Raw genomic sequence first — 20,219 nt, forward strand, 5'->3', positions numbered from 1 at the left:
ATATTAATTTGCACTTTGAAAATCAATCTTATTCATTTGTTATCAATGGAAGAACAGAAAGACTACATTGCTGAAGCAAAGCGTATTGCGGAAGACATTAAGGCAACAGAAGAACACATTCTGGAGTTAGACCGTGAGGAGAAATTCCAGAAGAAACATGTGGAAGATTTGAAGGTGCAGTACAAAGAGGTCTTCATTAAGGCGAACATTGACCGTCTCACCGCTTTTAAGGAAGAATGCAAGAAACGTGGTGACAAAGCGAGCGAACAACTGCAACTGCTGCAAAACGAGAAACATGTGTTGCGCCTCCAGCTTAAGAATGAAATAGACGGTCGTACCTTCAATGACAAGGTGCAGGAGATTTCAAAAAAGTGTAAGAAAATCCGTGAGTTGTACGATACATACTACAACAATTCCATAGCAGATATGGTAGGTATTACCAGTTATGATAGCAACATTATCCGCGAGTTCATCTTTGGTTCTTGGCAAGACAATGCTGAATCAAAGAAAGAGATGACTATCGAAAACGTGTTTAATCATAGACTTGAGATACTTGCCAACCCAACTGAGTTCGCTCAGAAGATAACACATTTCAGTGCTGGTGGTCTTGGTGCTTGTGTTTATAACAAGGATGTGACCGTAGCAGAACTCGTACGCTGTTGGGAATTCGATGAGTTCAAGTTTGTTTGTCCTGAATCTGGAGAAACAGCCTTCATCTACCAGTTTGCCGGTCATGTTAGTGCTGGTGGGTATTGGGAACTGAGCGCCTACTGTCCTGCGAGTGGCAAGCATCAGCATTATGGAAGTAGGGATGCAAATCCAGTCCATGTCCACTGGTCGACACTAAAAAGTATAGCAGACCCTGTAAGTAGGCAAATAAAGAACATCAAGACAACAATTGAGTCAGGCAAATAACGAAGAACAGAATGGAAAAAGAAATCATCATATCAGCAGAAAGCTACAAGGGTAAAATAAAGTTAGACTATGTGCCTTGTATTGACCGATAAAAAACCGAAAAAATCGTCTTTCGAAGTTACAAAAAATAGAAAAATGAGCCAAATTTTGATAAAGAAGGGGGTGTGTCAAAATTCACACCCTCTTTTAAAATATCACAAAGCCCGAACTTTCACAAGCTCGGGCTTTGCTATTCCATATTTTTTTTGTACCTTTATGGAAAGAAATTTCTAATATGTCAAAGGTACAATTTATTCCCAATCTAAGCAAGGAAATCCTGCTTTTTCCTTCAAGAATCGACGAAGATATCGCCGATGACGCTCCAGTACGCATTATCGACAAGGTGCTTGACAAGATTGATATCAGCAACATATTGAAACTTTATCATGTAAAAGGGCGTAATGCATTCTATCCCCGTATGATGCTCAAGGTGATCATCTACGCCTACATGAACAATATTTATTCTTGTCGCCGCATAGAGGAATTGCTAAAACGCGATATCCACTTTATTTGGCTTGCAGGCTACAACAAGCCTGACTTCATCACCATCAACCGCTTCCGCAACCGTGTGAAAGACGAGATTTCAAACGTGTTCACACAGTTGGTTCTTCTGTTGGCAGAGAAAGGTTTTATCACACTTGATGTGGAGTATGTCGACGGCACGAAGATAGAGTCCAAGGCCAACAAGTACACCTTTGTCTGGCGCAAGAACGTGGAACGCAATATAGACAAGCTCAAGCGTCAGCTTGCCGTGCTCCTGTCTCAGGTAGACGACGCTATAGCCCAGGACAATGCAATCAAGACCGAGTCAATCGAGATAACCCCAGCCATTATCTGCGAGATAACATCACGTCTGAAAGAGGAGTTATCGAAAGAGGCGCCACAGGCAAAAGAGGCGAAGAAAGCACTGCGTGAGAAAAAGAAGCAGATAAAGGAGATAGAGAAAAAGGCGGTCTCTCTTGCAGATTATGAACAGAAGAAGGAAACGCTCGGCAAGAGAAACTCCTTCAGCAAGACGGACCCCGATGCCACCTTCATGCGCATGAAGGAGGATGCGATGAACAATGGACAGACCAAACCTGGATACAATCTGCAGATAGGCACCGAGAATCAGTTCATTCTCAACTACGCCTTGTTCCCCAATCCCACAGACACTCTGACATACATTCCATTCATGTACTCCTTTGCTGCACGCTATGGACATCTGGCAAGTACTGAGGTTGCTGACTCTGGCTACGGTTCTGAGGAAAACTACCGCTTTATGGAGGAGAACGGTATCGAGACCTACGTCAAATACAACATGTTCCACAAGGAGCAGCGTATGCACTATGCTCCAAGTCCATTTCATCAGGACAGCTTCTTCTACAATGCCGAACAAGACTATTATGTATGCCCGATGGGGCAGCACATGGAACGCATTGGCACCAAGCTCGACAAGACAGCAAATGGATACCAGACGGAAAGCGTAAGGTACAGAGCCCAAAACTGCGAAGGATGCCCGCTTAGAGGATCTTGTTTCAAGGCTAAAGGCAACAGAGTCATAGAAGTCAATCACCGCTTGAAGGAATACAAGCGCAAAGCATCAGAAAGGCTGACATCTGAGGATGGAATAAAGCATCGAGGTCGTAGGTGCATCGAACCAGAGGCGGTCTTTGGGCAGATGAAGGCTGACTACGGCTACAAACGATTCAGACATTTTGGAAAAGACAAGGTCGAAATGGACTTTGCCTTCTTTGCCATTGCCTTCAATCTGAAGAAAATGTGTAGAAAGTTGAAAAAGGCGGTATAATGGGCCTGTGTTTGCCATATTTTCTGTTTCGTAGAGTGTCTGGATGGCAATTTTAAGACAATGGGGCACCATATAACAAAAATAAATAAAAAACTTTGGTTTTGCTCTCGCTAAACGATATACAAAAGGAGGGTGAACCATAAATGACCATAGTCAATTATGACACACCCTCCTTAAATGATGGATTGTGAAAAGAAAACAGTAAATTTGCAGAATAAAAATCCCATTTTCCCATCAAACTGATTTATGGCAATATACTATCACGGTTCTTCCGTCCTATTCAAATCCTTCGACCTCAGTCACGCTCTTGAGGGTGATGGTAAGGTGAAGTTCGGCTATGGAGTTTACCTCACTTCCCGCTACGAAAGGGCTGCTCATTATGCCTTTAACAAGAAAAGACCAGAAAATAAAGATTACTACGTCTACACAGTAGAAGGACCCGATAAAACCGAGTACAATTGTCTTTGGCAAAGTCCATCATGTCCAGTGTCCGAGTCTATCGTAAGTCGGGTTAAGGAAAAACTGGGAGAAGACATCCCAGTGGAGGCTATAGCTGAAGGAAAATACTTCAGAAAGTATGTAGCCAATAGACTGGTTGGTGTACAGGAATCGATTAAGAAGATGTTCGGCAGTGCTCCTTATATTGGTGAAATTGCTTTGGCGAACCTCCTTGACAGTATCGGGGTTGATATGATGGCACAGCCTTTTATTTGGAAGCCACCTTTTGAAAATATAGACTTGGCAATAGTCAATGAGAAAAAGGTCAAGATTCTAAAGATTGAGAAAATCGAGCTTGATGCAAAGAAGCATCTTGTTCCTGGGTCGGAAACGCTCGTTAAACTTGAATAAGTGTCGATATACGTATATGCAAATTGCTTTTATCTTGGCAATTACGTACCTTTGCACCCACTAAAACAGTTCGACACATGAGTAAATCTAGTATCTGCCAATTCATTGAGAAGTACTATCCGCAGTACTATTCCATTGAGACGTATCCTGCATCAGAGTGCGTACGAATCCACAAGATTACTGAACCTTGGGGTATCTTTTCCAACTTTTTCCACACGCCAATCACTGTAGAAGGTGTTACCTTCGAAACCTCTGAGCGTCTCTATCAGACCATGAAGTTCATTGATTCCGAGGCAGTGCGTCAAGTATACGGCAAGAAGGGCAACCCTAAGATGACCGCCAAGCGACTCTTTAACGAGGGCTTCCAGCGTGAAGACTGGGGACAGATGCTCGTTGATGCCATGAAGTTCTGCCTTACTCTCAAATACCAGCAGAATGAGGAGTTCCGTAAGGCGCTTGAAGACAGTAAGGGCAAGTACATCGTTGAAGACCAGAGCACCTTTACCAAGAAGAATCCCGACACCTGGGGCGTCAAACTCCAGAATGACATCTACGTCGGCCCTAATCTTCTTGGTCGTCTCCTCATGGAACTCCGCGACAACGGCAAGTTGGAGTACACTCTCCCAGATAACGCATTAAGCTTTACTCAATTTCTAAGTCAAGCCACTTTGGATACTGATGGAATCAACCGTGAAGCTCAGTATAACAACTCAATTACCGTTGAAGACATCACCAAGGAATCCGCTATCGATTCAACGGCTCTGAAGGTACTTACATATTCACATCCCCATGACACCTGCGACGGCATAGAACTCCATCTTGGCAACCAAGCCATGGGATATCCTTTCACCTGTCTTGGCCACAGCTGGAAAGCTGTCGAGTACCTGTATCTCTGTGGAGAGTGGAGTTGGGAAGGTGAAGATGCAAAGGCTATACAAGAAGATGTACTTACTGCAAAGAGCGGATACGCAGCTGCATCATACAAGCGCTCGAAATACAAGAAACGTCGCCGTGCCGATTACGAGACCTTCCGTGACCAGTGGATGCTCTGGTGCGTCTGGCAGAAGTGCCTCGGAAACGAGGCATACCGCAAACATCTGCTCTCCATGCCAGATGACCGCATCATTATTGAAGTAATCAAGAGAGACAAAGTCTGGGCTGCTTGGCCTGATGACAACGGCATCTACCACGGAGCCAACGGTATGGGCAAGATTCTCACTATCTGCCGCCGATGTCTCAAGGAAGGCACGTCCCCTGCCATCGATGCTGACTTGCTTAATAGCAAATGCATCTATATACTTGGAGAAAAGGTTCAATTCTAAAATACAATCCACGATGACAATACATTTCAGCACACACTACGACGGAGAGATTTTCGTCAATAGCCATACGGATCTTATGGGTATAACCTATGTAGGTCCTACGGGACTGTTAAAGCAGTTGGAATTAAGAGCTGGCTTGCATACAGAAGTCAAGTCTGACGTTGAGCGTGAAGCAGAATATCTTAACGCCATGACACCATGCATCAGCGGCACCATGTTTGAAAACGCTTTCAATGTTGATAAGATTGGTGTCGCAGGCAAGCTACTTGGTTGGCGTGATAATCTGATAATGGCAGGTTGGGACGGCGCATGTGACGACCAGAAAGCAAAGAAGTTGACTATTTTGGCAACCATCGAGGAAAGCTTCCATTCAAGTGGCATAGCGGACGCTTGGGTAAAAGTTCGGGATGCTTACAAATCTGCAGATATGCTCAGCGACCGTGTGGATGAATTTGTGGTAGATTGCCCTTGGAGTGAGATACCATTCATTGTCCAAGACACACTTGACTCTATTAGTAAGAATGGAGTCAAGGTAACAAAGAAGGTTCTTGAAAACGAGGAACAAGCAAAACTCGACACTTCAAAGGTGAAGGTCGTGGATTTTCCGGACATCAACGATGCATACGAATGGTTCGCTCAGATAGAGTCTATGCCTGAGGATAGTGTGGTCATCAACCGCGACAATGTGCTCCTCAATCATATCCTCTACACATGGGACAAACCGCTTGTACACTCATCGCTCACACAGACGAATCCGCAGTTGCTGCAATTCTTCAAATTGGGGATGAGCATCTTCTCTCGTCCTCTGAACATACAGAACCTCATCTCCTATCTCCAGTTACCCATGAGCCCTATACCTGGTGCTCTGAGATACAAGCTCTCAAAGATGCTCCTTCAGCATGGAGGCTTCGGTAATAAAACAAAGAGAGAGGATGGAGAAGTACGTGATGAATGGGAGCAGACCATTCATGAGTTCGAATTTGTCAACAAGGAAGGAAAAGCCACTCCGCAAGCCAGAGCGAAAAAGATGGCATTCCTTTCCCCAATCCGTAATGACTATGCTGATGGCATCAGCAAGGATGAACTGATGGGCTATCTTGACTCTCTTAACAAGTGGGCAATCGGACATTATGCCGATGTTGATCTTGCCGAGGAGAAAAAGGCACAGTTGCATGAATTGCAGACCTTCATTTCGTCCTTCAAGACTTCTTTGCAAAGTCTCTCTGGAGAAATAGTTCAGTATAGTGACATTGAGAAACTCGTACTTCAGATTTATCGACCTATGAACTACGCATTAAACCAGACAGAAAACGGAGCGTTTTGCGTAGTGAATGATATAAGACAGGTAGCTACACCTGCAAAGACAATCCTTTGGCTTGACTGTCAGGATGAAGATGGCGAGAATGACTCATACGATTTCCTGACAAAGTACGAGAAGGAGTATCTCTGCGGTCATGGCGTCAAGTTGCCGGGTTTCGCCAATCATCTCTCAACCGCACGCAAGGAGCATCTCCGCATTCTCTCACAAGCAGATACTGTAATCCTTGTGCACTCTGCTTACAATGGAACTACACGACTCGGAGAACACAGCATGATTGCGGAAGTCCGCCATACAGCCGGAAAACTGCCGACTTGTGACAGGAATTCTTTGTTCCCAATGGTAAAAACAACGGAAAAGACTGCAGATGTGGATAGGTTCGCACCGGTTGCAGCACTGGAGTTGGGTGCGATAGACTATAAAGGGCGAAAAGAAAGCAATTCCTCTCTTGATACCCTCATACAATTGCCGTTCAACTATGTTGTGCAGTACGTAGCAAAGCTCAATGAGCCAAATGAGGAACAGTTGAAAAACACTCACATCACGCTCGGTCTTGTCGCTCACAACTTCTTCGAACATATCATTGATGATGGTAAGTCTGACCTTCAGTTGATGCGCCAACTAACTGAAGACGAGTTTGACCAGCGACTGGAGAACTCCATCGATGCTACAGGCCTCATCCTGCGTCTGCTAGAGAATACATCTTCACTCGGTGAGTTCCGCATCCACCTCAAGGATAGCATGCTCAGTCTTATAGACATTATGGAGCACTTGAATCTTACCCCTGTAGGATGTGAGGTGTCTATACCAGACGAATACAGCCAGAAAAAACTGGAATTAAAAACCATCGGGGACTTCGGTGCACGTATTGACTTCCTCCTCAACGACGCTAGTGGTCGTTATGTAATCTTCGACTTCAAGTGGTCGTACAGCCAGTACTATGGCAAAAAACTTGAAGAGAATACCGCAATTCAGCTTGAACTGTATCGTGAAGCGGTAAAACAGATGTATACTGGTAAGGATGTTGCAGCTGTAGGTTACTACATGATGCCACGCAAGCAACTCATTACAAGCGATTATGATGAGATTAGTGGTAGCAAACTCATTAAGCATGTAGATCCTGCCAATATAATAGTACCTCTTATCCAACAGATAAAAAACTCTTATGCATTCCGTATGGATGAGATACGACGTGGTCATATCGAAGAGGCTGAAACAGTGGACATAAAGGACATTGACAATTGCTATCATGCAAAAGAGGAAGAACTGGGACTCTGCCCATTGTCTGTGACGGAGAAGACAACGGGGCGGGGAAAATCCAAACAGCTCATATCTGTTACTAAAGAATCTGAGCATGTATTCAACCCCTCTAAAAAGTTATCTTTCGAAGATGAGAAGAAAGAGCCATGCGAGATAGCAACTTCACACGCAATACTTAAAGGACGACTGAAATGAGAAACGTAACATACATCAATGCTGGCGCAGGCTCCGGCAAGACATACACTCTGACAAAGATATTGGCAGAGAAACTTTCAAAAAAAGAGGTAAAGCCTTCAGAGGTTATTCTTACGACCTTTACGGAATTGGCAGCAGCAGAGTTCAAGGAGAAGGCACGTCAGCAGATTCTGTCTACTGACAATATGGAAGTTGCTTCACAGATGGACTGTGCTGCTATAGGGACAGTTCACTCTGTAGCTCTTGGATTCATCAAGAAGTTCTGGTTCTTATTGGAATATGGTGCTGACATTCAAACAATTTCAGAGCGTGACGAGGATTTTTATATGAGCCAGTCACTAGCTCGTATTGCCAGTATGCCTGAACATAAGTCTGATTTGGACAACTTTCGCAAGTTCCGTGATTTCTTCGACATTCTTGACTCTTCCAATCATCCCGACCATCTCTTTTGGCAGCAGCATCTCAACTCCGTGGTTGAAAAGATGGAGTACTATGGTGTTGACGTTGTTGATATAAGTACACAGAAGAGTATTGAAACACTGAGAGCTGTTTATACGGGAACCCCTGTCGACTATAATTTCATCGCTTCTGCCTTAAAAGAATATGGTAATTTCTGTGCGACAAAGTTTGATGACGGACGCTCAGGAACCAAAGCGCATGAACATTATGACGCAGTTGCCAAACTTCTTCATGAAAAAAGAGACCAAGACTGGCTCACTCGTGTAAAAACATTGATGAAAACTCCTTGCTGCGAAAAAGCTGCAGAACAAGCTTGTACTAACTTTACAAATCTAAAAGACCAGCTATCCGTTGCCGATACATCTGTCGATGCACTCGCCATTCTCGAACCATTCGTAAAATCTGTGTTCCGTCTAGCTAAAGTTTGGCACGACGATTTCATAGCCTACAAACGAAATAACCATATCATTTCTTACAATGACATGGAGCAAATCTTCTTACGTCTCTTGACTGATTATGAAGAAGTACAGGACTATGTGCGTTCTCACTATCGTCTGGTAATGGTTGATGAGTTTCAGGATTCCAACCCAATTCAACTCAAGATTTTCAACAAACTGTCTGAGATTATTGCTGAGACCGACGGACATTCGTACTGGGTAGGCGACCCTAAGCAAGCAATCTATGGATTCCGTGGAGCCGATACCGACCTTGTAAATTCTGTAGCAGACCACTTCACATTCTATGATGATGCAGAAATCCATGAAGAGGAAGGTCCGCGCAATCTTGCAACAGGACGTCTTGTGGAGAGTTGGCGTTCTAGAAAGAGACTTGTCGACCTAGTAAATGCTGTATTCTATGAGCCTTTCAAGAATGATGGTATTAATAAACTGTGCATAAAGCTCGATGCCCACTTCAAGAAAGATGACCTCAGCTCCAATGCTATCGTTCATTGGGAATGTGGTGATAGCATCAAGAACCAGCAAGATGCGGCTGACGCACTAGCCTTCAAAGTAAAGGAATTACTTGATAGCAAAATGCAAGTTCACAGCGGAAAGCGTGACGAACCCGCAACAGCAATCTCACCGCATGACGTTGCCATATTGTGTCGTAAGAATTCAGCATGTAAGGAAGTGGTCAAGGCTCTCCGCAAATATGGCATTCCCGTCTCTGAAGCTGAGGATGCTATCATGCAACGCATTGAGGTTCAGCTTGTCGTTACCCTTCTTCAGTTTATGCAAGACCCGAAGAACAAACATGTCTTTGCAAATCTTATGCGTCTGCTATGGGGCAACACTACAGAAGAAATCCTTCGTAATCGTATAGACTATGTCTTGGAACATATTGATTCTGAAGGAGAATTCGATACTGCCAATGACAACTGGCAAGAGGACTTGGATTCCGTTAAGGACTTGCTAAAGCAAGGAGAGCGTATTCAGCATCTCTCCATACCTGAGATGGTAAAAGCCATAATCTATGAGAGTAACATTCCGTCTCTTACTGCACGATGGGGAGACGAGCTGGTACGCCGTCAGAACCTCTCTACATTGCAACACCTTGCTGATGACTATGACGAGATGTGTCTTCAGATGGGACTAGGAACGTCCATCAGCGGCTTTATCTATTATCTTAACAGCATTGAGCCTGACAAAGAGAAAGACAACAAGTCAGACACCGTTAAGGTATTCACCTATCATGGTTCAAAGGGATTAGAGTGGCCGGTCGTTGTCATGCATGGTCTTGGCGAGAACGTTCTGACAGATGCAGACTTCACAAAGAAATCATTCATGAAAGTACGTGAGGTAGTTATGAATGACAATGCAACAGAGGAAGACCCATTTGCCAAGGAGTATTATCTGCACTTTTTCCCCTTCACTCTTAGTTCATTCAATAATAATCCTACGGCAACCTTACAGGACAACATTAACGAGCTGGAATTCTACAAGAAACTCAAGGAACGAACTAAATCGGAAGAACGCCGACTGCTATATGTTGGAATGACGCGTGCCAAGGATTACCTGTACACCTTCGGATACAAGGGAAATTTCGATTGGCTTACTAATGCCGGTGTCGAATCACCCTCTTCTGACAATGTTTGGGGAAATTCTGACTATGCAGTTACTCCGATAAGCATAAGCAAGCCAGAAGATTCTAAAGAAGATAGCATGGTGCAAACATACACTATCATCGAGAAACCTATTGCTCATAACGAAAGAGAAAGAAAATTCCTTTCTCCAAGCAAGATAAAGGAATTCAGCGGATATTTCAGTCACGAGTCATGGAAAGAAAAAGGTACCGTTATCGAAACAAAAGGCTGGAATAAGGACAACTACGCCACCATCGGAACGTGTATCCATGACATCTTTGCCATCTATCGACAAGGACATGACGAAGACAATCGTAAAAAAGCATTGAGCATCATCGGCGGTTATGGGCTGTCAGATATACTTGCTGGGCATGTGGATGCTATTCTTCGTTCTGCCTACTGGCTATACAACCAGTTGCAGCAGCACTTTCCTCAAACCGAGGGAGACAGTACCTGCAACGAATATCCGTTTGAGATGACTCTTCCTACTGGCCAGCATCTTCGGGGAGAAATGGACCTGCTGTGGTTCTATACAGACGATAAAGGCCATCATTGCGTTCTGATTGACTACAAGACTTTTGGCGGTGTAGCACTCAATGAGCACACGACTACTCATTATGCACAGTTATCAGCATACGCAGAAGCATTACGTCATAAAGGCATTGATGTGGCTCATGCTCTTATATACTATCCTGTTTACAGTACGATACATGAATTGAAATAACGTTCAATGAAAAACTTAAAGTACATACTTTCACTCATATTGCTGACAATGTCCATTCATGGATATTGCCAGCAGATGTATGACCGCTCGGGCTCTCTCATAGGACGCTACGATAGCGGTAAGATATATGACCGCTCTGGTTCCTATGAAGGCAAGGTCGATTCGGGGCGTTTTTATAATCGCTCTGGAAGCTATATCGGCTACGAACGTGACGGAAAGTTCTATGACCGATCGGGCTCTTACATCGGTTATACAAAGGATGAAAAGTTCTATGACCGATCGGGCAGTTACATTGGTTACATCAGTGGCAACAACGTCTATAACCGTTCCGGTTCACTGATAGGCAGAGTCAACAGAGTGCCAGACTTAATAGTTGCCCTCGTCTATTTTTATGGTTATTTTCCCCTACGTTGAATCCAAAATCCAATAAGACATGAAAATCATTTGCACCAGTGACTGGCACTTAGGAAACTTGTTTCATGGCAATGATCGCCTACCCGAGCACAGGCATTTTCTGTCATGGCTTCTTGCAAGGATAAAAGAACAGCACCCAGATGCATTGCTTATAGCTGGCGACATCTTCGACAACGGCAACCCCTCGGCTGCTGCTCAGTCTGCATACTATGAGTTTCTCGCTGACGCGACAGAGACATGTCCCGACATGAATGTGGTTATCATAGCAGGTAATCACGACTCCGCCAGTCGTCTTGAGGCACCTCGTGCCCTGCTGACACGACACAAGGTTGAAATCCGTGGTAACATACATCGTTCGTGGGTCGCAAACGAAGATGGTGGAAACTGGGTGATTAATTACGATGACCTCATGATTCCCATCAATGGTGGTGACGGCTCACAGGCAATAGTTCTCACTGTACCTTATCTTCGAAGTGATGTCGTGCAAAACGCCAACTATTCGGAAGGTGTTAATACTATACTTCGTGAACTGACTGCCAAGGCGAGGGAAAAGTATAGAGACTCACCTCTCATCATGATAGCTCACATGTACGCAAAGGGTGCCGACATTGCCAAAAGTGATGCCAGCGAGAAGATTGTCATCGGAGGACAGGAGGAGGTGAACATGCAAGGATGGGACGAACATCCCGACTATTTCGCTTGTGGACATATCCATAAGCGTCAGCACATCTGGAATACCGATTGGGCCCACTACTCGGGTAGCGTGCTCCCCATGTCATTTGCTGAAAAGGATTACCATCATGGGGTGGACATGGTTACAATAGAGAACGGGACGAAACCGCAGATTGAGTTTCTGGAGTATGAGCCACAACATAAGCTCATGTTTCTACCAGAAGCCGAAGAGGAACTTACATCTAAGAAACTGGAGAAACGTATCAATGCAGAACTCCAGAACAAAACCGAAGACAAGTTGGATGACAACTTTGTCTATCTGGTGTTAAAGGTGACACTCGAAAAGGTAAACAATGATGCAATCAAGGAGCTGGAGGCACTTATTGGCACAAAGAATGCCGTGCTTTGTAAGATACAGAAAATAATACCAGAATTAGACATAACCACTATTTCTGGTTCACAACACCTTCAAAGCATTGACGACATACTGAATCGCGACCCTCTCGACACTCTGAAAGAGACATTTGTCGTAAAAAATGGCAAGGAAATGACAGATCATCAAGAAAAGATGTTGACTGACCTACTGAATTCTTTAACCGCCGAAAACGACAACGCACAATGAAGTTCATAAAGCTTGAAATACTCAACCTCGCCTCTCTCGACCGTGCAGGAGGTGAAGTGATAAACTTTGAAGAAGGTGTACTGGGCGAAAGTACCATCTTCAGCATCGTTGGTCCTACAGGTTCGGGCAAATCCACACTGCTGGACGCTATCTGTCTGGCTCTCTATAACAGAGCACCCCGATATCCTCGAAAGAAGAAAGACAAAGACAAGATGGAGATTCTTGGCACCCCAGATGAAGGCGAGAAGAACAGACTGTCTCCAAAAGATTGCCGCAATATCCTTACTCGGGGAAAGAAAGAAGGTTATAGCAAGTTGACATTTCTGGCAAACAACGGCAATGTATATAGAGCTGAATGGTATGTAAAGTTCAAAACAAAGAACTATGACGACGCCATTCTTTCACTATACAAGCTAACCTCTAAAAAAGGACAAACCGTAGAAGAGGAAGCAGACTGGAACGAGCTTCCCACCATCATTGGTCTCGGCTACGACCAATTCCTTCGCACCGTACTGATAGCTCAGGGCTCGTTTGCAAATTTCCTGACTGCTAGTGAGGATGACCGATATCAACTTCTTGAAAAACTTATTGGCAATGAAGAAATCTACACCAAAATAGCCACTCGTATCAGTAAGGAAAAAGATGAGGCTACACGTGCTTTTGATGAGATCAACGCAAACTTCGCTGCCGTTGATAAGGATATCATCAAGGATCAAAATGAACTTGATGCATTGACCACACGCATAGCCATACTTGACGAAGAGGACAGGAACGTGAAAACAGAACTTGGAAAAATTGCGGAGTCTTTGGGATGGTATGTCATAGAAAAGAACTTTGAAAAGAACATTCCTCTATATGAGGGGAAACTATCTGATGCACGCAACAAGCTCAATGAAATAAAGGCGGATACCGAAAGACTTACTCTGCATGACTTAACCATCGAAGCTGTGAAACTGTACGATAACGCAGAGAAAAAACAGAAGGAGATTGAAGGTAATGAGGCTGAGCTGGTATCTCTTAACAAGAAGGTTACACAGAAAAAAGAAGAGATAGAGAAGGAAAATAGCAACCTCGTAAAGCTCAAGGAGGAGGCCAATAAGGCAAACCAGATTCTTGAACAGCAAAAACCTCACATCAACAAGGCTCGTACCATAAAGGGTGAGTTAGAATCTGCAAACAAGACCGTCGAAGAAAAACAAACAGCCAAAATTAACGCCGAGGGTGCTTTCAGCAAAGCAAAACAAGCTGTTAATGATAATGCCACGGCCATTAGGAAAGGTGAAGCCATGCTGCAAGACGCTAAAGGTGCTTTGGAGAAATTAAAGTTAGATTTACAGAAGAAGGCCGACGAACTCAACGAAGCGGCAGAGAAGTGGAAAAAAGCATTTGAAATCGAACAAAAGAAGATTGAAGGGAAAGATTCCGACACTCTCCAGAAGGAAAAAGACGTTGCTGAGAAGAAGAAGACGGACCTGAACGAGGCAATTCGTATCCGTAAAGTAATTGAAACCGATACTGAGATCATCTGCAATCTTGAAAAGAAGAACAAAGAACTTGAAGAGCGCAATAAGGGAATCGAAGATGACCTTAAAAAGTTCAATACTGAGCCCTTGTCGAAAGAACTTGAAACTCTGCGGAATACATACACGTTGATGATCTGTGAGAACTGGCGTGAACATCGGGCTACTCTGCATGATGGTGAAGCGTGTCCTCTATGCGGATCCAAACAGCATCCGTATGAGTCGGGCGAGGTATTTGAGCCTGTTGCTAATGAATTGAAAGAACTTATCTCATCGAAGGAAAATATACTAAAAAAGCAGAATGATGGGAAACTGTGTTTGTCGAACGAGAAAAGTCAGAACGCCGGCGTACTGAAGGCCAACAAGACGACTATTGCAAACACTAAGGAGGCACTACGCAATTTAGAAGATGAGTGGACAGCCATTTATGCTCAACATACGGATTGGCCGTTAGAGTCTGATAATCTCGAAAAACTGAAACCCTCTATAGAGCAGAACGCCACCAATGCTGGCAACGCCTTGAAGGAATACAATAAGGTTGACATGGAAGTGAACCGTCTGCGCAAAGAGAAAGAAAAGGCTGAAAATGATGTAAGAAAATTCAAGGCTGAAAGCGAGCAGCAGATTAAAGATGCAGAAAAGAAACAGACCAACTGCTCCACCGCTCTACACATAGAGAAGGGAAAGACTACGAACCTCAAGGAACAACAGTCTGAGAAAGAGAAGAATCTGTCAGATGCAACAAACGCGCTGAGCAAAGCTAACGTGGAACTTGAAGCCAAGAAACAAGCTATCAAGAAAGAGATTGGCGACAACGACCCTGATGCCCTTGAACAATCACTTACAACTGCAAAGAATAAAGCTGACCAAGTGGTTACAGACAAGACAAAAGCCATTAGCAATATAAATGCCGATATGAAAGAACTCAACGGCAAGATTGAAAGCATAAACAATACAAAGGCTGATAACATAAGTAAACGTGACACGTCTGTTAATGCACTAACTGAATGGCTGACATCTTACAATGCCGACGAAAGCCATCAGCAGAAACTTTCCGTTGAAGACATCGCTTTACTCGCCAAGGCCAAAGATAATTGGGAATACATTCGCACTTGTCAGAAGAAGTGGGCCGATGCACTGACCACAGCCGAAACAACGCTCCAAAATGAGAAGAAAGCTCACACCGATCATCAGCAGAATAAGCCATTATCAACAAAGGAAGAACTGGTTACTCGCAAGACGGAATTGGAGAGTCGCTCAAATACTGAACTTGTCGAGGCGAAAGCCTGTATGCAACGTCATGAAGAAGCTAAACAACAGATGGGCACCATGTTTGAGAAGAAGCAGGAAGTAGAAACGTTCATGAAAGAATGGAAAGAGATATCCGACTCGATTGGTTCCGATGGCAAGACTCTCCGTAAGGTTGCCCAGTGCTACACACTTCATTTCCTTATAGCTCATGCCAATGTGGAGATACGGAAATTCAATAGTCGCTACGAACTCCTGCAAGTGAAGAAATCTCTGGGTATACGTGTCATCGACCATGACCGTGCCGATGATATCCGCGACACAACGTCCCTCTCTGGAGGTGAGACTTTCATCGTATCTCTCGGGTTAGCTTTGGGACTCTCTGCACTATCTTCTCGCAACATTTCTTTCGAAAACCTTTTCATCGACGAGGGTTTCGGCACACTCGACCCCGACACACTTGCCACTGTCATAGACTCACTTGCAATGCTACAGACATCGCAGGGTAAGAAGGTCGGTGTTATCAGCCACACTGATACAATGTCGGAACGCATCACGACTCAGATTCGTATCATCAAGAATGGCAACTCAGGTAGTAGCCATATCGAGATATATCCATAAAACATTGGATTATGTACAGTTTAGAAGATGTCAACAAATGTCGGGATGTTATAATACGCATCCTCAGAGGTACGCAAAGAGAAGGAATAGAAAACGTTCTTGCCTACATGGACGAGAACGGATTCTATTCCGCTGCTGCTTCATGTAAGTTTCATAACAACTTCTATGGCGGGCTTGCAAAACACTCTCTGGAGGTCTTTTGGGAAGCGGACGAGTTATGGCTCAAGTTAGAAAATAATGACGAGAAAATCATCCAAGAAAGCATAAAGATTACAGTCTTTCTTCATGACATCTGTAAGATAGATGCATATCCGTGTGAATTGGGCCATAATCCGTATTTTAACCATAAAGTCAATATCAAATACCATGGGAAGAAGTCGATTGACATTCTGACATCTCTCGGATTGAAACTTAACGAGTGCGAAAGAGAAGCAATCCGATGGCACATGGGAAGATTCACAGATGCATGCAATCTGAATGAGAATGAAGCCACGTTCCACTATGTCAAAATTGCCATTGACAACCCATTGGCAGGTATAATCATGGCAGCAGACTCAAATGCATCTGCCCAGGCACTGGGAAAAAAGAGAAGGTATGACACTTACGACGACTTTGTTCGCAATATACAAAATGAATAAAACAGATTAAGGATATGAACAACTTTTAAATAGCATTTTTTACTCTAATGTTATTGCTCGTAACTATAGCAGCAAATGCTGAGACGCGATACCGTGCATACTGCGAAATGATATATAGTGCAATTACGCAACAAACCATTATCATTATCGAAGGCGAATCACGCAACATCAAAGATAAGAATGGACTACCATTGAAATTTAAGACAATGGAGATGGCTCTAAACTACCTTAGTAAGAAAGGCTGGCACGTAGAACCTGTGGAATTGCCGTCTGCTGCAGCAAACAAAGCACAAAGCGGCAGCAAGTCAACAACAACAATCTTACTCCTGAGCCGCGATAATTCCAGCGAAGAAGAAATCAAGAACATGTTCAAGTAAAGCCATGACTTCTATGAAGACAGATCTCATAGACAACCGTCAGATACGCATATTCATATCGTCCACATTCCGCGATATGCAAGACGAACGCAACCAATTGATGAGGTTCACGTTTCCTAAGCTGCGCGACCTTGCCGCAAAGCGTGACGTTACCCTGACAGAGGTCGACCTACGTTGGGGCATCACCGATGAAGATTCAAAATCCGGAAAAGTTGTAGATATCTGTTTGCGTGAGATTGAAAACTCAATCCCATTCTTTATTGGTATCATAGGTAATCGCTATGGATGGGTGCCTAAGAAGAAAGACCTTGACGATAATGTGACCGATCATTTCCCTTCAGTCAACGGTTATCTTGCCAATAACCTCGTTACTGAAATGGAAATGCAATTCGGAGTTCTAGAGCGTGAAGAGGACATGCACGCATGCTTCTACATTAAAGACTTCGAAGACAATCAGACTCAAGGATTAGAGAAAGAGCCTCAAGATTCTCTACAGAAGCTCGAACAACTCAAGCAAGCCGTAAAGGAGAGCAGATACCCGTCGGCTACATATAGTTCAATTGAGGACTTATCACGGCAAGTAGAAGAGGCTTTCATCAGATTGCTAGACCAATTATTTCCTAAAGGTAATCTTAGCGAGTTTGAAAAAGAGCAAATTGGTCAGCGTTCCTTCCTAAATCAGTTATGCCAGAACTACATCTGCGATGAAATGAACTTCCAGATACTAGACGAATGGTCTGACGATTGGAATGCCTCGCAAATGGTTGTTTCCGGCGCAAGCGGATTAGGCAAATCCGCACTCATAGCAAACTGGCTTAAGAAGACTTTGGCAAACGAAAAACATGAATACAACATCGTTTACCACTTTGTTGGCAATGGAGGCAGCAAAAGTTCCTGCGAAAACATTGCAAAATATTTATGCGAAGGTATTAGGATCTGTTATAACTGGCATGCAAGTGAAAACAAAAATGATATTCAAGAATTAAAGGCGCTATTCGAAAGGATTGGTGATGATTCAAGTAAACCTCTTCTGATTGTATTAGATGGTATCAACCAAATCATAGATGCCGATAATGCAAAACTTCTAAACTGGCTCCCAACCCCATCAAATAATATCAAGTTACTCTTCTCAACATTAGAAGAAGACTTGACATACACTGTCTTTAAGAACCGTAACTACCAGATTCACACATTACAAGCACTTAGCATTGGCCAAAGGGAGAAACTTGTCGTATCTTACCTTCACGATGTATATGCTAAGTCCCTTACCCCAGAAAGGGTTTCTCGTATTGTAAATGACACGCAATGTGCTAACACGTTAGTCTTACGTACCCTCTTGGACGAACTGGTAACATTCGGCATTCACGAAAAGTTGGACGAGAAAATAGATTTCTACCTGTCTCATGATTCTGTAGAGGATTTCTACCAATCATTCTTAATGTCATATGAAGAAGACTTTGGTAAGGAGTTTGTTACAGATTTACTTAGTATCATAGCCCTTAGCAAAAACGGACTTACTGAGACAGAAATACTTGGTATATTAAACTATGGCGTTAGCAACGAAGAAGTAAAGGTAACGCCATTGCTTTGGTCACGTTTCTATTGTTCGTTCCTTCGGAATTTTGTTTCACGCAATGGAGTCATTTCATATTCACACCAGTATATCAACAACGCTGTTACGTTCAGATATTTAAAAAAAGACAATGAAAGTCGTCTTAGACGGCAAATCGTCGATTATTGTTATAATGCAAAATCTAGCAGAATATATTCTGAAGCAGCCCATCAATTATACAAACTTGAGAAATGGCAGGAATTATACAAGGCAATATGCTATCTGAACGTCTTCTACGAACTGTATAACAGTGACAAGACAGCTCTGACTAACTACTGGGTAGGGTTGCTTATAGCAGACAAGGAAAAGTTCACGCCTATCATATACATAAGCGAGTCCACCAAAGTTGTTCCTAAACGGTTTTTAGCAACACTATTAAACGAACTTCTCATTTTCATTTCAAGGGATCTAAACTCCCCATTGATTGCACTGGAATGTACAACCACAGTTCTAGAAAAAATATCAACTGTCTATGGAACAAAAACAAAGGAGATGGCTGATGTCTACAATTCTCTAGGCGGCATTCTTTACGATTTGAAGCGTTATAAAGAAGCATTAGGGTACCTTGAAAAGTCCTTTGACATTAAAAAAGAATTGGGGCTCACGCAAACAGAATCAGCTGCTCTGTCATATAATAATATGGGCTATGCATATCGTAAGATTGGCGACAAGAAAAAGGCATTTGAGTTATATCGAAAAGCTGCAGAACTTCGTAAAAGTCTCTTTGGCGAGAACTCACTTCCATATGCAGATTCTTGTTTTGCTATAGGATCATTATTCATGGACAGCAGTAAGAATGATTCGGCAGAAAAACTGCTGAGAAAGTCGTTAAAGTTATACATTACACATCGAGGTGAAGTATCAAACAGAACCGCTGATTGCTATGGTAACCTTGGCATATTGTATAGTTCCATACAAGATTACAAGTCAGCCATTGAATTTCACACGAAAGCTCTAACAATCAGGAAGAAAATGTATGGCGAATTGCATCTAGATGTTGCAGGCGGCTATAGGAATATCGGTAACACATACAGTCGCAGTGGAGATTACTCAAAAGCGCTTGAAATGCTTTTTAAAGCAGTAGAAATACAAATCGCCATTCAAGGTGAGAATGCTATAAGCCTAATCAGTACATATAATAATCTAGGAGCCACATATGATTCAATGCAGGATTATCTCAATGCTATAGACTACTACCAGAAAGCGCTTGTCATTTGCGAGGCCAACTTTGGCGAAAATAGCTATACAACAGCAGAATGTTTGAATAATCTTGCTGTTACATACCTATCGATGAATGACAATCAAAAAGCTCTCGACTGTTTGCAAAAGGTTTTATCATGTTGGCAAAAACAATATCATCCCACTCATAAGAGAATAGGGTTATGTTGTATTAATATAGGTTGTGCATTGTATAAGTTGGGGCGAAAAGCCGAATCTCATGATTCATTTCAGAAAGCATACGATATTCTAAAGAGTCTTGGTGAAGATGATGAAAACGTCTTACTATGTAGGAAGTATTTAGGTTATTTTTGATTTAGTATG

12 protein-coding genes are annotated in these 20,219 nt (G+C 43.2%); all 12 read left to right on the plus strand.

Annotated elements, in window-relative coordinates; all coding sequences use genetic code 11:
• The first annotated feature begins 45 nt into the window (after positions 1 to 45).
• The 12 genes from CCC32_RS01380 to CCC32_RS01435 all read left to right on the plus strand — a co-directional run bounded on the left by CCC32_RS01380 (position 46) and on the right by CCC32_RS01435 (position 20,210).
• Positions 46 to 915 (plus strand): hypothetical protein, encoded by an 870-nt coding sequence (locus CCC32_RS01380; protein WP_287071729.1) that lies wholly within the window; start codon positions 46 to 48, stop codon positions 913 to 915.
• 274 nt (positions 916 to 1,189) lie between these two features.
• A complete protein-coding gene (locus tag CCC32_RS01385; RefSeq protein ID WP_287071731.1) occupies positions 1,190 to 2,743 on the plus strand; it encodes an IS1182 family transposase in 1,554 nt (517 codons plus the stop codon).
• A gap of 246 nt (positions 2,744 to 2,989) precedes the next feature.
• Entirely contained in the window at positions 2,990 to 3,592 is a 603-nt protein-coding gene (locus CCC32_RS01390) for a hypothetical protein (RefSeq protein WP_042518486.1), read from the plus strand.
• A 77-nt stretch (positions 3,593 to 3,669) separates the two neighbouring features.
• Complete coding sequence (locus CCC32_RS01395) at positions 3,670 to 4,914, plus strand: NADAR family protein (protein WP_052485454.1); 1,245 nt, start codon at positions 3,670 to 3,672, stop codon at positions 4,912 to 4,914.
• 13 nt (positions 4,915 to 4,927) lie between these two features.
• Positions 4,928 to 7,687 carry a PD-(D/E)XK nuclease family protein gene (locus tag CCC32_RS01400; RefSeq protein WP_287071735.1) on the plus strand — a complete coding sequence of 920 codons (2,760 nt, stop codon included), beginning with the start codon at positions 4,928 to 4,930 and terminating at the stop codon, positions 7,685 to 7,687.
• Positions 7,684 to 10,953: a UvrD-helicase domain-containing protein gene (locus CCC32_RS01405; RefSeq protein ID WP_287071738.1), complete on the plus strand. Its 3,270-nt coding sequence runs from the start codon at positions 7,684 to 7,686 to the stop codon at positions 10,951 to 10,953. The genes CCC32_RS01400 and CCC32_RS01405 overlap by 4 nt, the downstream gene beginning before the upstream one ends.
• Positions 10,954 to 10,959: 6 nt before the next feature.
• The gene (locus tag CCC32_RS01410; protein ID WP_287071741.1) at positions 10,960 to 11,367 is read left to right on the plus strand and encodes a 5-fold beta-flower protein; all 408 of its coding nucleotides are present in this window, start codon (positions 10,960 to 10,962) and stop codon (positions 11,365 to 11,367) included.
• Positions 11,368 to 11,386: 19 nt separating this feature from the next.
• Complete coding sequence (locus CCC32_RS01415; RefSeq protein WP_287071743.1) at positions 11,387 to 12,661, plus strand: metallophosphoesterase family protein; 1,275 nt, start codon at positions 11,387 to 11,389, stop codon at positions 12,659 to 12,661.
• Complete coding sequence (locus CCC32_RS01420; RefSeq protein ID WP_287071746.1) at positions 12,658 to 16,050, plus strand: AAA family ATPase; 3,393 nt, start codon at positions 12,658 to 12,660, stop codon at positions 16,048 to 16,050. The genes CCC32_RS01415 and CCC32_RS01420 overlap by 4 nt, the downstream gene beginning before the upstream one ends.
• Before the next feature lie 11 nt (positions 16,051 to 16,061).
• Entirely contained in the window at positions 16,062 to 16,688 is a 627-nt protein-coding gene (locus CCC32_RS01425; protein WP_287071748.1) for an HD domain-containing protein, read from the plus strand.
• A 107-nt stretch (positions 16,689 to 16,795) separates the two neighbouring features.
• Positions 16,796 to 17,065, plus strand: coding sequence for a hypothetical protein (locus CCC32_RS01430; protein ID WP_287071750.1), 270 nt, complete (start codon positions 16,796 to 16,798; stop codon positions 17,063 to 17,065).
• Positions 17,066 to 17,078: 13 nt separating this feature from the next.
• Positions 17,079 to 20,210 (plus strand): tetratricopeptide repeat protein, encoded by a 3,132-nt coding sequence (locus CCC32_RS01435; protein ID WP_287071752.1) that lies wholly within the window; start codon positions 17,079 to 17,081, stop codon positions 20,208 to 20,210.
• Positions 20,211 to 20,219 lie beyond the last annotated feature (9 nt).

Origin of the sequence: Prevotella sp. LMAG:51 (assembly GCF_008680225.1) — a bacterium.
In the GTDB taxonomy this organism is placed as follows: domain Bacteria; phylum Bacteroidota; class Bacteroidia; order Bacteroidales; family Bacteroidaceae; genus Prevotella; species Prevotella pectinovora.

Coding starts and splice junctions, on each gene's coding strand:
- CCC32_RS01425 (WP_287071748.1), top strand. CDS start 16,062: ATGTACAGTTTAGAAGATGTCAACAAATGTCGGGATGTTATAATACGC.
- CCC32_RS01380 (WP_287071729.1), top strand. CDS start 46: ATGGAAGAACAGAAAGACTACATTGCTGAAGCAAAGCGTATTGCGGAA.
- CCC32_RS01420 (WP_287071746.1), top strand. CDS start 12,658: ATGAAGTTCATAAAGCTTGAAATACTCAACCTCGCCTCTCTCGACCGT.
- CCC32_RS01435 (WP_287071752.1), top strand. CDS start 17,079: ATGAAGACAGATCTCATAGACAACCGTCAGATACGCATATTCATATCG.
- CCC32_RS01410 (WP_287071741.1), top strand. CDS start 10,960: ATGAAAAACTTAAAGTACATACTTTCACTCATATTGCTGACAATGTCC.
- CCC32_RS01415 (WP_287071743.1), top strand. CDS start 11,387: ATGAAAATCATTTGCACCAGTGACTGGCACTTAGGAAACTTGTTTCAT.
- CCC32_RS01395 (WP_052485454.1), top strand. CDS start 3,670: ATGAGTAAATCTAGTATCTGCCAATTCATTGAGAAGTACTATCCGCAG.
- CCC32_RS01405 (WP_287071738.1), top strand. CDS start 7,684: ATGAGAAACGTAACATACATCAATGCTGGCGCAGGCTCCGGCAAGACA.
- CCC32_RS01385 (WP_287071731.1), top strand. CDS start 1,190: ATGTCAAAGGTACAATTTATTCCCAATCTAAGCAAGGAAATCCTGCTT.
- CCC32_RS01390 (WP_042518486.1), top strand. CDS start 2,990: ATGGCAATATACTATCACGGTTCTTCCGTCCTATTCAAATCCTTCGAC.
- CCC32_RS01400 (WP_287071735.1), top strand. CDS start 4,928: ATGACAATACATTTCAGCACACACTACGACGGAGAGATTTTCGTCAAT.
- CCC32_RS01430 (WP_287071750.1), top strand. CDS start 16,796: ATGATATATAGTGCAATTACGCAACAAACCATTATCATTATCGAAGGC.